Genomic DNA, 13,785 nt, shown 5'->3' on the forward strand with positions numbered 1-13,785 from the left:
GATCATGTGCCGCTCACTCACTAAAGATACCCTATGCCACTACGACTAAGCCCCATCATGATGGGTTTGCTTGCTGCTTTCTTGCCGTCTGTTCCTGCGACTACGTGGGCAGCCGATTACGGCCAAATCATTGTTGATGACCCCACGGGCAGCACAACCCACACCCTTAACCCCGGTGATACCGTTACTTTTTCTGGCTATGGTGCCGCGATAGACGTTTCTGTTGCAGGCAACCGCTTAAGTGCAGACCAAATTACCGTGAAAGGAGCTAACGGCAGCGTGGGCGTACGTGCTCAGGCAGGTAGTACCGTCACGCTGTCTAACAGTTCTATTAGCACCACAGGCCCCAACCAAGGCATGCATGGATTACATGCCACGGGCAAAAACAGCCTTATTCGTGCAACCAACACCCAGCTTTCTACGGATAGCCCCTACTCGCATGGTGCAGTGGCCTACAATGGTGGTCTCATTGAGCTAGAGGGCGGCTCTATCACGACCGGTAACAGTGCTTACGGCTTAAGCTCTGAGGGTGCAGGCTCAAGCATTATCGCCAAGAATCTAGATATTTCCGTCACCGGAAGCTTTTCTTATGGCGCCTATGTAAAGAGTGGCAACCTAACTCTAGAAAACGTCAACATCAACGGTACAAACCACGCGATCGGCCTTAACATCTATGATGGCCCTACCGCTGTAGCAACGCTCACAAACACCCACATCACTACCGACGCCAACGCAGGTGTGAGGATCACCGCCGGACAACTGTATATGGATGGCGGCTCCATTACCTCCACAGCAGGCACTGCGCTTCACCTCGGCAGCAATGGCAAAGCAGACCTTCGCAATACTACGCTATCTGCCACAGGCCAATTTATCTACGGTATCAATATCAATTCGAACAATGCCGCCGTTACCTTAGACAACGTGATTGTGTCAGCTACGGGAACCTCCAGCGGAACCGGTGTATGGCTACCTGCTGTAGGCACCTCGTTAAACGCCAAAAAATTCGAGCTTCACTCTTCCGATATCGCCATCGACAACCGTGCTGGCCATGTCACCTTAGAAGATGGAAAAATCACCACCCAGAACACAAACGGCTACGCACTCTATGTATCCCGTGAGTACGGTTCTTCCGCCACCATCAAAACCAAGAATGTACAGATAGAAACCTTCGGCTCCAGCGCCGTAGGAGCACTTACACGTGCATCTGGTGCAGAAATTCACTTGGAAGACAGCACCATCACTACACACGGCCAGGGTGCCTATGGTTTATTCGCAAGCGGTATTGGCTCTAAACTTTCCACCCGCAACAGTCGCATCACCACCTATGGTGATAACGCCACTGGTCTTAATATGAGTAACCGTACCAACATCAACTTGGATAACACCCACATTGATGTATCGGGTGCCGATGCACGCGGTATATGGAGTTACGTCACCGCTGCTAATGTGAGCAATGCTTTTTCTCTCACTAACGGTACCAGTATTAGCACCCAAGACGGTGCTGGCTTATTACTGACCGGTGGTAGTCATGCTATCACGCTAGACAACGCGAGCATTACCGCCCGCACAGGTGGCGTAGACGATGACGGCATACTACTGCATGCCCGGGCAGTGACCATTACTAGCGGCGGTGTAGAAACCGTACTGGACACTGAGCAGGTGAATATAGATGCCACTAAAGCTACGTTAACTGGTGATGTGCTCATGGACAGCGGCGTTGTTGATATTAGGCTTAACGACAACTCTGTACTCACTGGCGCATTACGCGAGCGCAATGGTGGTCGCGTTAACAGCTTGGCCGTGGATCAATCCAGCACATGGAATGTTCGTGGTAACTCAACGGTAGATTCGCTTAATAACGCTGGCGTGGTGGCCTTTGTGTCGCCCGGTGCGAGCGGCCACTTCAAAACCCTAACCGTCAAGGACTACGTGGGTGGCGGCACACTAGTCATGAACACCAAACTGGGGGATGACAGCTCACCCACTGACAAACTCATCATTGATGGCGGTACCACCTCGGGCAACACCGCTCTACGTGTGATCAACGCCGGTGGGGCTGGCGGCCAAACCGTAGAAGGCATCAAACTGGTAGAAACCATCAACGGCGGGACCACCACTACCGATGCATTCCACTTAGACAGTGGCTCCACCGGATATAGGTCTAGCACCACCACCGTTGCCGTAAATGGCTATGACTACAGTCTGATTCGTGGTGGTAACGGCGGTACTGAAGACCACTGGTATTTAACGTCTGAGTACACACCGCCAGTAGACCCAGAACCACCCGTTGATCCTGAGCCGCCTGTAGACCCAGAACCACCTGTGGATCCCGAACCACCCGTAGAGCCACCAATTGAACCACCGGTTATCTCTCCCCCCGTAGGCCCCGCGTTCAAAAATGTATCGCCCGAAAGCGGTGCCTATATAGGTAACGTACGCGCCACAACACGAATGTTCAGGCACTCCCTGCACGATCGCGCCGCAATGACTAGCGACTCTGCGGCCTTAAGCGATGGTCGCAACATGTGGGCACGCGCCGAAAGCCGTCACGACAGCGGCCTACGTATGACAGAAGGTAATGTACGCGTCAAAACCGATAGCACCGTGCTGCAGTTGGGTGGCGAGGTAGTGCGTAGCGCAGTAGGTACTGATGCAGCGCTGTATGCTGGCGTTATGGCAGGCTATGGTGATGCCAGCACACGTTCAACCTCTACCATGTACGCCCCCGGTTCTGGACAAAGTTCAACGGTACGCTCACGCGGTAAAGTCTCGGGCTTTTCCTTAGGCGTGTATGGCACGCTTTACCAAAACGACAGCACCCGCTTAGGCGCTTACGGTAATGCGTGGCTGCAATATGGACGCTACTCTAATCGCATCAGTAGCGAGTTGGGCTCTGAAAGCTACCGCTCAAACCTATGGTCTGCATCCATAGAGTCTGGCTATGCTTTTATGCCTTTCTCGGCTGATTCAGCGCTAGGTAACGTAGTCGTGGAACCCAATGCACAAGTTATCTATAACCACTACGATGCCAAAGACGCTACCTTAGCCGGTACTAGACTGCGCAGTGGCAAAGACAACACTGTAGACACCCGTGTTGGCGTCAGGCTCTACCCACATGCCAAACCCGGTACAGATCAACCTAGCTTGCTGCCTTTTGTAGAGGCTAACTGGCTCTACAGTGGCGACACCGCATCAGTCAAAATGGGCACCAACACCCTTAACGCCCTACCATCCCGCAATGCTCTGGAACTAAAAGTAGGCGTACAAGGACAGGTTAGCCAAAACATCGCTGTATCCGCTCACCTGTTTGGGCAAACTGGAAACCATAGCCAGCGTGGTTATGGTGGCATGTTGAAGCTGGGGTATAGCTGGTAAACAAACGCAAACTTCACCATCGTGTTAGGTGAATGAAGCATCACAACGCTATATTTTTAAACGGGGAGAAAGTAAGCTATCGTACTTTCTCCCCGTTTTTATTCTGAAGGTAGCCATGGGCAACGCGTCTACACGAATCAGACATTGGCTATACGCCTGCTTCCTCTCGCTCTGCACGCTTTCGTCTGCAGCACACGCCACTGCTCCCCAAGAATCTGCAGCAGAGCAGAGGTGGCAACATCAGGTGCGCTCTCTTATCTCTAGAAATGTAGTCTACCCCCCTAACGCCCGCATCGAAGGTGCGTCGGGTAAGGTAGTGGTGCATCTAACGTTAAAGCGTGATGGCTCTGTAGAGTCACTTGAGATAGTTGAATCCGCAGGAAGCCGAGACTTGGACAGTGCTGTACTAAACGCCATTAGACGAGTTAGGCACTTCCCCCCCTTCCCTGAGGAAATGGCTGATAAAGACAGCGTAGCCTTTGCAATACCTGTTGATTTCCATCTCGATACTCCAACCCCTCACCCCTATAACCCGCCTACTGTACGCCCCAAGGTCAAACCGTCACCCGCTGCAGATGAGTTTTCTGAGTTTCTAAAGTCGCTATCGAAAAAAGAGCGCTAATAAATGGGAAATACCATGTTTTCTATTGGCGAAGATCACATTAGGTTCGCACAGCCAGCGCTATCCTTAGCCATTGGCTACCGCACACTTGCACAGCACTGTTTTCATCACACGCCCCCAACGCCATACGAAGTAGAAATGGCGATTGCAACGGTAGAAGACTACATTGAGGCCATGCCTGAGCTACAACAGCTAGCCTCAAATCAAGTGTGTGCTGATGCTTATCTGCAAGACATAGCTCGTAGGGTGGGTAGCGAACAGGCACTTAGCCAACTAGAGTTAGAGCGCCTGTTTAATAGGATGGCCGATGTAGTATCGGGTAGCCCTATGCGTGAGGGCGAGTTTCCCGACGATAAGAATTTCTTTAGCTATCTGCTGATCGTGCGCGAGCTATCGCATCATTTAGGGATACAACACATCGCTCTGGCCTAGCGGCTAACGCTATGTCGCAATAGCCTGCGCCAGCTTTTGGATAGACAGCGGCGCACTGCCCTCGGCATCATTGCTGATGGTCACATACGCTGGCTGGCCTGCCCCAGTAATCCCACGGATCGTACGCGCCAACACCTCGCGCGTAGCAATATCCTCGCTAAGAATAGTATCGAAGGGATCGTGCTTTTTCTGCGCATCAGCATAACCGTAGGCACCGAAAATACGGTTCAGGCTCCACCTACAGACCAACGGCCCCGGCCATAGCGCACGCAATATGGGCAACTGAGCTTCTATGGGTGGCATTTTTCCATGCAGCCCCAAGCAGAACGTGGCGCCATGCGCCTTTAATGTGTCCACCAAAGCTTGCCCTAAAAGTTCAGGGTCTCGCACCTCTACCGCGATGATTACCTGTTCATCGTCAGACAAGGCCTCTCGCACAGCCGCCAGCATAATGCCCATTTTTTCAAACAATTCTGCGGGCCTAGTTAGCCACCCCAAAGGTAGTGGGCTTAGCTGAAACACCAACACGCCTAGCTTATCCCGCAAGCCCTCTAGGGTAGGCCGCACAAAATCCTGTATGGCTAACGCTGGATCAAGAAATCGGGGGTTAAGTTCGCGCGACCGCCCTTCCTCGCTACGCACCTGCGCATCGGTAATACTGGCTGGGCATTTCACCACAAAGCGAAAATCATCATCCACCTGCCCAGCATACGCCGCATACTGACTAGCCGTTAACGGACGCCAAAAAGTGCGATCTACACACACGGTGCGTAACAGCGGATGCTGATGATACGCCCCTAAACCGTGCTTAGACAACACGCTATGATCGTACTCGTCACCCCATATCAACCCCTGCCAACCGGGGTACGACCACGTAGACACACCACAACGCAATTGCTCTGGAAGCTGCTGTGCAAGCGATTCCCACTCTTGAGCTGCCGGAGCTAACTGCACCTTGGCTGTGCCTTTGCGTGCGGCAGTCGTAGATTTCTTACGTGAAGTCGCCTGCGTAGCGGCGGGAGCCTCGGGCAACGGCAGCGCATTGCCGAAAAGATCGTCTTGCATACTGGTTATAAATACGGAATGAAGTTTGGGTACTACCATACAGCATCCCTGCTATAGCGGACAGGCAAGAAGTATATTAAAGAGGTATCAGGGTTGGGCTTGCCTGCCTTTGTCGACTATCTAGAAAGAAATAGCCGCAGCCGTTCAACCCCCTCCTGCAAGCGCTCCTGCGTGGTGGCATGGCACCAACGTAGCCAGCTTGAAGCCTCCGTGCCGAACGCAATACCAGGTGCAAGACCTAGCCCGACTTTTTCTACCAGTTGATGCGCTAACGCCTTCGAATCCTCATACCCAGCAATTCTGAAAAACACATACATAGCTCCACCAGCATCTGGTACCTCTATCTCGGGGATTACTTGCAAAGCGCCTACCAACATGCTTCTGGTTTCCACCAAGCGCACCCGCAACGCCGCCACCTCCGCCTCTCCTTGAGACAACGCTATCCTACCAGCCTGCTGCACTGGATCAAATACGCAAGAACTGTTGTACTCGATCAGTTTGGACAAATCGGCAATAAGCTCTGGCGGGACCACCAGCCAGCCCATGCGCCAACCTGTCATCGACCAAGCCTTCGAGAAACTATTCACCGAAATAATGCGATCACCCGGTTCGTAATGCCGCAGAAACGAAGGAGCAGAGGGCACACTCAGGTCATAAACAAGGCGCTCGTAAACATCGTCGCAAATAATCCAGATGCCATACTTGCGACAGTGGGCGAGTATAGGAGCAATCTCCGCCTCATCAATACTCCAACCCGTGGGATTGTTCGGAGAGTTCAGTAACAGTACCCGCGTGTCTGGAGTCAAGGTCTGCAGCAGTCTCTCGACATCCAGACTCCAGCGATCATTGCTAACCGACAGCGGGAACCGCGTGACTCTCGCCCCCAAAATCGTCGGAATCTCGGTCAGGTTCGGCCAAAGCGGAGTAATGGCTACGACACGATCCCCCGGCTCAAGCAACAACTGGGCGGCAAGCATCACTGCCGACACGCCAGAGCCACAGATAGCCAGACGATCAACACCAATCTCCATGCCATGGAGCTTACTCAAATAGTCGGACAAGGCGTGCCTCAAATAGGGGCGGCCAAGGTTCTCCGCATAACGGGTTTCACCTCGGTCGAGTGCTTCTTTGGCTGCTTGACGAATGAACGCCGCCGTCGGTTGATCCGACTCACCGAACCAAAATGGCAGTATATCGCTGCGTCCCATGGCGGCGTTGGCCACTTCACGTATAGGCGAAGCACCTAGAGACTGAGTGGTGGCTCGAGCATGCAGTAGTTGAAAATTGGTAGTCATCGTAACAGTTCCTAAATTTCAAGTTGAAAGCGAGTGCAATGCTCTCGTCGAGGTACGGATGAAGGCTCGTGCGCGATCCGATGCTGGGCTCTCAAAAAAAATTCTGGGTGGCGCAATTTCAACGATTTGTCCTTCTTCCATAAAGACGATCCGGTCAGCCACCTGTCTGGCGAACGACATTTCATGGGTCACGATCAACAAGGTAACGCCTGTCTTTGCGATGTCCTGAATCACATCCAGCACCTCCTGGACCATCTCAGGATCCAATGCGGACGTAGGTTCATCGAACAGCAACAGCTCAGGCTTCATCGCCAACGCCCGAGCAATGGCCACACGCTGCTGTTGCCCTCCCGACAACTGTCCTGGACGCTTATGCTGGTGCGCCTTTAAGCCCACGCGCTCCAGCAACACCTCGGCCCGTGCATTGGCCTCCCCCCAAGACAGACCGCGTACACGCACGGGGGCCAATGCTACGTTTTTCAACGCACTCATATGCGGAAATAGATTGAATTGCTGAAAGACCATGCCGACCTCAGCGCGCACTTTGGCAAGGTTGCTGTCATTGCATACCCTCACCCCACCCACATCAATCGAGCCACCCTCGTATTCCTCCAGCAGATTGATACAGCGCACCAGCGTAGACTTTCCAGAACCCGAAGGACCAATCAAAGCAATCACCTCGCCACGGGCCACGTCGAGGTTAATATCAGTCAGCGCCTGAAAAGTGCCGTAATGTTTATCTAAGTTCTTGATACTGATCAGCGGCGAGCTATGTTGTGATGCGTGCATTACCGTGCCCCCTGTCTCTTCTGTTTGGCTTCTATAACACTGACCACCCGCACCAGCGGCAGCAGCAACAGTAAATAGAGAATCGCAGCGCCAATGAGGGGCGAGGGGTTGGCGAAATAGGCCTGCGCCTGAGTAGCCTGTTTCAACAGATCCGGCATAGCCACAACAGAAGCCAGTGCAGTGTCCTTAATCAAGCTAATGGCAATGCCAGTACCCGGCGGAATGGTGAAACGCACAGCCTGTGGCAGCACGATGTCAGTCATCATTCGCCACCACGAAAAACCCAGCGCCTTGGCAGCTTCGATCTGCCCTGCTGGCACAGCCTCTATACCCGCCCTAAACGTCTCGGCAATATAGGCTGCAGCCACCAACGATAGCGCCGTAGTCGCCGCCCAGAATGGCGGTAGCCGCAGCCCCACAAACGGCAACGCGTAGTAAACAATGACCAGCAGCACCAACAGTGGGATCGCGCGTAGCACATCAATCAAGATAATCGCCACGTACTGCAACGGTCGGATGGCGTAGAGCCGCACCACGACCAAAATCAGCCCCATGACAGTCGCCAGTATCAAGCTGGTGAAACCTAGAAGAATGGTCAACTTGAAGCCGCTCAGCAGCGAGCCGATGGAATCAGCCAATACCTCAAGATTAAAAAATGTCTCAATCAAACCCATGTACAACTCCAGTCTATACACGACATTGCCGCATCATCAGCATGTCTCTGGCGCCTGCAACAGGCGCCAGAGTGGCTCAGCACATTCTTTTTATAGTTTTGGAATGGGCTCGACCTTCACCGTGCTGGAGTCCGCCCCTGCATCAACGTTGAACCATTTTTTGTAGATGGCCGCTAAGGTGCCGTCCGCCTTCATGCTGGCAAGCTCACCGTCGATCTCAGTCAGAATGGGGCTATTCTTAGGTAACATCAGGGCATTCTTGTCGCCCGTAGAGACTTCATAAATGATGTTGAACTGCGGTTTGTCCCGGATGTACCAAGCTGTGATCGGGCAGTCGTTCACTGTCGCGCTGGTTCGTCCCGAGGCCAGATCCATCATTGGCTCGATGTTGCCGTCGTAGCGTCGAATCTCTTTGAAGCCGTTTTCTTCCAACGCCTTACTGGCCCATATTTCGCCCACAGTACCGGTAATGACACCTAATTCGTGTCCCGCTAGCTGTTCAATATGTGTGATATCTCCCTTGGACAGTGCGGTGACGCACTGGTTAGAATCGATAAAAGGCTGGGTAAAGGCCACGCTTTCTAAGCGCTTCGGCGTAATAGTAATACCACCAAGGGCAATATCCGCTCTGCCGGACTGAACAGCAGCAAACAGCATATTAAACGGCATCGATGAATACTCGATGGACTTATTCAGACGCTGCGCCACGGTGTTAACAACCTCAACTTCAAAACCAGTCAACACCCCGTTTTGGTCCTCAAACTCATATGGCGGGTTGGCCTGATTCACCGCTACCCGAATATCTGCCGCCAGGCTCGCTGCGGACACCAAAGATAAAATGGCCGCTGCTGCCGATGCTCTCCAGATTGTTCTCATGTCTCTCCTCCTGTTATTAACTTTCTAATTAATCAGGCCTAAAGTAACAATAGGTCTACAAAGTCGACTATCCCCCCTTTGGGGGAGGAAGGAGCATTCAACAATGCGCCGTTACAGCACGCGTTGTTAGCAGTAATCATTAGTGCTAGAGAATACCCTCGGTTCGGACCGATCAGCGGGTATATCGTTGCTCACCACAGGACGATTTGCTATTTTCACTGGGTATCTAACCAGCCATACGCTAGAGGTTCTGCATGTCTGCCGCAATTTCAACGATGCAAATGAGCCAGTTAGTGGACGCACTCGACCACGAGGACTTACCAACCTTGCTGTTGGACTGCCTAAACACGATTGTCTCCTTTGACCTATATGCCTTGTTCCTCTATGACAAGACCACAGCCCCTACTTACCTTTGCAGTAACTTCCCCACCGAGGTGGGTGAACGATCATTACACCGTTTCTCTAGCGACACATTCCGCTACCACCCTTTCTATCAACATCATCTAAAGGGTATAAGCAACGGTATTTACTTCATGCGCGAGCTCAGTCGATCCGCATTCCTACAACGACCAGAGCACGAATCCGATAGCATTCGTCTCTGCGGAAATGAGGAAATCGGGTATATCACGCAGGGCTTTCCTAACTCGCTCACGGAGTTGGACATCACCTTGCAACTCGATGCTGAACGGACGCTTCAAGTGGGGATATACCGCCATGGCCACGCGACATTCACATCTGACGAGGTGTCAAAACTAGCGGGCTTATTTCCACTAGTTCAGTCGCTACTCACTCGTTATCTGAGTACATGGTTAGCTAACCGGCAATCATCGCCTCGGGAGCGTCTATACCGAATGGGGATACATAGTCTCAGCGAGTTTCTCTCGCCTCGAGAAGCTGAAATCGTAGGACTCATCCTTAAAGGTTACAGCTCTAAGGAAATCTCTGAGAAACTCAAAATCAGTACCGAGACTGTCAAAACACATCGAAAAAATGCCTATCTCAAGCTGGAAATATCGACCACTGTAGAACTAGTCTCACGTTTTCTAGACGACATAGCGACCTCGGTACGCGTGCCTTTCGCCAATGAAACTCAGACCGTAGTAAGCGTAGTAAACCCGCACTTAGCATCCATGTACCAACCATAATTTGGTGCTTAACTATGCTGCCCTCATCAACACGGGAAACCAAAAAATATTAACGTTTTATTCTTGTTTGATCATTTTATTAACGTTTTATGGGTGACGCTAGCATTTTTAAGATAGTATGTGAATTATCGTTTTATATTAAAACCCATCAAATATTACTATTTTTGGCTATCCGTTAAAGGATTTTTGTCATGCAGGTTGGTTTTAAAGCTCTTGCCAAACAGCACAGCATCACGCTGGCGCAACCATTGCGCATCGATTCAATAATCGGTACGGGGCGAGCGAGCCGCGACACTGGGGAGCAGATAGAAAACCATTACCCCCCTGCCTATAGACCAACTGACGATTTCGCTGGTCATTTCGAGTTTGGCCTAAAGTACGAAGAAATCCACCTGGAGTTCTTTGCGCGCTTGTTCGCTGCGCTCGATCCAGCACTGATCGAGACGTGGTGCAGAAACGAGCCTTTCGGCCAGTACGCACGCCGCACAGGTTTCCTCTACGAGTGGCTGACAGGAAAACAATTGGACGTCCCCGACGTTACCAATGGCGGTTACATCGATGCGATCTCCTCAGATCAATACCTCACCCGCACCGAACCGACTCGCGTGCGGCGCTGGCGAATTAACAATAATTTGCCCGGCACAGCAAACTTCTGCCCTATTATCCGCCGCACAGTTGAAATTCAGGAGGCACTGCAATTCAATCTCGGCGCTGCACTAAACGAGTTGGATCGCACTTACGGCGCTGATATTCTCATGCGGACTGCTAGCTGGTTAACGTTCAAGGAATCTCGCGCAAGTTTTCTAATAGAGAAAGAGGCGGACCAAACTGATCGGATCCAACGCTTTGCCCATGTCATCGCACAATACTGCGGCCATGTCCAAGACCCGCTAAGCGACCAGAGCCTGCATACTTTGCAAGCTGCCATCTTAGGGAACGACGCTTTGGGGTTGGGGCTGCGCCGCTCCCCCGTTTTCGTGGGGCAAGCCACAATGCGCGAAGACATTGTGCACTATATCGCACCACACTTCGACGATCTGGCACCTATGCTTGAAGGACTAAACGTATTTGAGCAAACAACCCGAGGAACCGAGTCACTAGCTCGTGCCGCTGTACTCGCTTTCGGTTTCGTCTATATCCACCCGATGCGGGATGGTAATGGCCGAATCCACCGCTTCCTGATTAACGACACCCTCGCCAGAGACAAGGCCGTGCCAGACGGCGTAATCTTGCCTGTCTCGGCCACTATCACCAGTTCGACCGAGTTCCGCGCTGGCTATGACCGTACCCTAGAGGGGTTCTCACGCTCTTTTATGAGGCGATACGCCACCTCCTATCACTTCGGTGAAATGCTAACCTACGAAGATGGGACACTCAGCAACTTTGTCTTCGACGACTACGAGGACGCGCGATTTGCCTGGAACTATCCAGACCTTACTTCGCATGTGCTATACACCTCGAAGGTTGTCGCACATACAGTTCAGACAGACATGGCTGAGGAAGCCAGAGTACTGGTAATTTTCCAGCTAGCTCAGGAGCGACTTAAAGAGATTTTGGAGATGCCTGATCTGGATGCCAATCGTATCATCCGCTCCGTAAGAGAAAATGGCTGGAAAATCTCAACCAAGCTCAAAAAGCAGTACCCTCAACTAGATAATGAATACCGATCAGGACGTATCCTGGATGCTATCCGTTCCGCTTTTGAAGATAGCAGCAACAACGATGCAAGCGATTGAGCACCGCGCTATAGAAAAAGGCCCAAACTTTCGTTTGGGCCTTTTTCAGAATTCTGGAGCGGGTGAAGGGAATCGAACCCTCGTATGCAGCTTGGGAAGCTGCCGTTCTACCATTGAACTACACCCGCATGGTGATATGACGCAATGCTGCGTAAAATAGAGACTTTGTCTAAGCAGCAAAGTATACCGCCGCACTGACAAAGTACCAAGATTTTTTTAGTGCTGGCTTACCCCCTATACCGAACACCATGACACAAGATACCCACGATAACGATAAGCCTGAGTCCCCTTATGGCCACATCAAGAGCTTTGTACACCACCGCTCTCACATTACGCCCAATCAGCAATTGGCGCTGGATCGCCTAAAGCCTATTTGGTCTATAGACTACCGCAACGACATCCTGCAACCCGCTTCTGTGTACAAGCGCGAAGCACCGCTGATTTTAGAAATCGGCTTTGGTATGGGTGAAACCACACTGAGCATCGCACAACAACGCCCTCAAGATGACTTCTTGGGTGTAGAGGTATACGACGCCGGTGTGGGCTCGCTGCTGCGTCGTATTGATGACAGTAAAGTCTCGAATATCCGTATCATCCAGCATGATGCTGTGGAAGTGGTGCGTGATATGATCGAACCCAACAGTCTCGCTGGGGTACATATTTATTTCCCTGACCCTTGGCCCAAAAAGCGTCACCACAAGCGCAGACTGGTTCAATCGCCTTTTATCAATCTGCTAAGCACCCGTCTGGCTAAAGGTGGCTACATCCACTGCGCAACAGACTGGGAACATTATGCTCACCAGATGCTGGAAGTATTGTCTGCCGAGCCGCTGCTGCAAAATACTAGCGACGGTTTTGCTGAAAGGCCCGATTACCGCCCCCTCACCAAGTTTGAAGCACGCGGTCTGCGACTGGGACATGGTGTGTGGGATCTGATTTTCCGTCGCATTTAATGCGCATCTTTTTGACGAGCTACACCGATGAATATTACGTTAAATGGTGAAACCCGCCCGTTACAGACTCCCTGCACAGTACTAGAACTGCTGCAAGAGCTGGACTACGTTGGTAAGCGTATTGCTGTTGAGATCAACGGCGACATCGTGCCTAAAAGCCAGCACGCAACCCATCAAGTTAACGCCGGCGATCAGCTGGAAATTGTGGTGGCTGTAGGCGGAGGTTAAGCCGCTCTCACAATCGTTAACAATCAGCGCCATGTCTGTTACACATTTGTGGTGAATAATGAAGGCTCTTTGCATTATTCACCACAAGGACAGACACCATGAGCGTACTAAGCTTTCTGAAAAGTGTAGGCGAAAAACTGCTGGGTGCCAGCGATGCCAAAGCCGCTACCCCAGACGAATTACATAAAGAACTGGCCAAACACCAACTGGATGCCGACGGGCTGGATATTAGTGTTAGTGGCGATACCGTGACCGTTTCCGGTACGGCTGCCACCACTGAAGCCGCTGAAAAAATCGTACTTGCCCTAGGTAACACACTGGGTGTTGCAGGTGTGGATAACAAACTGACTGTTACCGCCCCTGCTACGGCTGCCCGTATGGTTACCGTACAAAAAGGCGACACGCTGTGGAAAATTGCGGAAACCGTTTACGGCAAAGGTAAAGGCAACGAATACAACCGTATTTTTGAAGCCAACAAACCTATGCTGTCTCACCCAGACAAAATCTACCCAGGCCAAGTTCTGCGTATTCCTGAACTCTAAGCCTACACAACAAGGCCGTTTACGCATTACTACGTAAACGGCCTGTGTATAAG

13 protein-coding genes and 1 tRNA gene are annotated in these 13,785 nt (G+C 51.7%); 8 read left to right on the top strand and 6 right to left on the bottom strand.

Going from position 1 to position 13,785, the window contains the following annotated elements:
- Positions 1-33: 33 nt before the first annotated feature.
- The 3 genes from GY634_RS04980 to GY634_RS04990 all read left to right on the top strand — a co-directional run bounded on the left by GY634_RS04980 (position 34) and on the right by GY634_RS04990 (position 4,429).
- On the top strand, positions 34-3,375 hold the full coding sequence (locus tag GY634_RS04980) for an autotransporter family protein (RefSeq protein ID WP_166407467.1): 3,342 nt from the start codon (positions 34-36) through the stop codon (positions 3,373-3,375).
- Between the two features lie 115 nt (positions 3,376-3,490).
- On the top strand, positions 3,491-3,997 hold the full coding sequence (locus tag GY634_RS04985) for an energy transducer TonB (RefSeq protein WP_278249008.1): 507 nt from the start codon (positions 3,491-3,493) through the stop codon (positions 3,995-3,997).
- A 3-nt stretch (positions 3,998-4,000) separates the two neighbouring features.
- On the top strand, positions 4,001-4,429 hold the full coding sequence (locus GY634_RS04990) for a hypothetical protein (RefSeq protein ID WP_166407469.1): 429 nt from the start codon (positions 4,001-4,003) through the stop codon (positions 4,427-4,429).
- 9 nt (positions 4,430-4,438) lie between these two features.
- On the opposite strand, the gene GY634_RS04995 is transcribed toward GY634_RS04990, so the two are convergent.
- The 5 genes from GY634_RS04995 to GY634_RS05015 all read right to left on the bottom strand — a co-directional run bounded on the left by GY634_RS04995 (position 4,439) and on the right by GY634_RS05015 (position 9,128).
- Positions 4,439-5,494 carry a DUF72 domain-containing protein gene (locus GY634_RS04995; RefSeq protein ID WP_166407470.1) on the bottom strand — a complete coding sequence of 352 codons (1,056 nt, stop codon included), beginning with the start codon at positions 5,492-5,494 and terminating at the stop codon, positions 4,439-4,441.
- A 116-nt stretch (positions 5,495-5,610) separates the two neighbouring features.
- Positions 5,611-6,789 carry a pyridoxal phosphate-dependent aminotransferase gene (locus tag GY634_RS05000; protein WP_166407471.1) on the bottom strand — a complete coding sequence of 393 codons (1,179 nt, stop codon included), beginning with the start codon at positions 6,787-6,789 and terminating at the stop codon, positions 5,611-5,613.
- Between the two features lie 18 nt (positions 6,790-6,807).
- On the bottom strand, positions 6,808-7,578 hold the full coding sequence (locus GY634_RS05005; protein ID WP_278249009.1) for an amino acid ABC transporter ATP-binding protein: 771 nt from the start codon (positions 7,576-7,578) through the stop codon (positions 6,808-6,810).
- Positions 7,578-8,252, bottom strand: coding sequence for an amino acid ABC transporter permease (locus GY634_RS05010; RefSeq protein ID WP_166407472.1), 675 nt, complete (start codon positions 8,250-8,252; stop codon positions 7,578-7,580). The genes GY634_RS05005 and GY634_RS05010 overlap by 1 nt, the downstream gene beginning before the upstream one ends.
- Before the next feature lie 90 nt (positions 8,253-8,342).
- A complete protein-coding gene (locus tag GY634_RS05015; RefSeq protein ID WP_166407473.1) occupies positions 8,343-9,128 on the bottom strand; it encodes an ABC transporter substrate-binding protein in 786 nt (261 codons plus the stop codon).
- A 254-nt stretch (positions 9,129-9,382) separates the two neighbouring features.
- Here GY634_RS05015 and GY634_RS05020 point away from each other — a divergent pair, with 254 nt between their 5' ends.
- On the top strand, positions 9,383-10,273 hold the full coding sequence (locus GY634_RS05020) for a response regulator transcription factor (RefSeq protein ID WP_166407474.1): 891 nt from the start codon (positions 9,383-9,385) through the stop codon (positions 10,271-10,273).
- A gap of 191 nt (positions 10,274-10,464) precedes the next feature.
- Positions 10,465-12,009, top strand: coding sequence for a Fic family protein (locus GY634_RS05025; protein WP_166407475.1), 1,545 nt, complete (start codon positions 10,465-10,467; stop codon positions 12,007-12,009).
- A gap of 54 nt (positions 12,010-12,063) precedes the next feature.
- Here GY634_RS05025 and GY634_RS05030 read toward each other — a convergent pair.
- A tRNA-Gly gene (locus tag GY634_RS05030) sits at positions 12,064-12,137 on the bottom strand.
- 120 nt (positions 12,138-12,257) lie between these two features.
- Here GY634_RS05030 and trmB point away from each other — a divergent pair.
- The 3 genes from trmB (at position 12,258) to lysM (ending at position 13,732) form a co-directional block, all read left to right on the top strand.
- Complete coding sequence (gene trmB / locus GY634_RS05035) at positions 12,258-12,962, top strand: tRNA (guanosine(46)-N7)-methyltransferase TrmB (RefSeq protein ID WP_166407476.1); 705 nt, start codon at positions 12,258-12,260, stop codon at positions 12,960-12,962.
- A 27-nt stretch (positions 12,963-12,989) separates the two neighbouring features.
- Positions 12,990-13,190: a sulfur carrier protein ThiS gene (thiS, locus tag GY634_RS05040; protein WP_166407477.1), complete on the top strand. Its 201-nt coding sequence runs from the start codon at positions 12,990-12,992 to the stop codon at positions 13,188-13,190.
- A gap of 98 nt (positions 13,191-13,288) precedes the next feature.
- Complete coding sequence (gene lysM / locus GY634_RS05045) at positions 13,289-13,732, top strand: peptidoglycan-binding protein LysM (RefSeq protein WP_166407478.1); 444 nt, start codon at positions 13,289-13,291, stop codon at positions 13,730-13,732.
- Positions 13,733-13,785: the final 53 nt, after the last annotated feature.

The sequence above is a fragment of the Paenalcaligenes suwonensis genome (assembly GCF_011290505.1).
Classification (GTDB): Bacteria; Pseudomonadota; Gammaproteobacteria; order Burkholderiales; family Burkholderiaceae_B; genus Paenalcaligenes; species Paenalcaligenes suwonensis.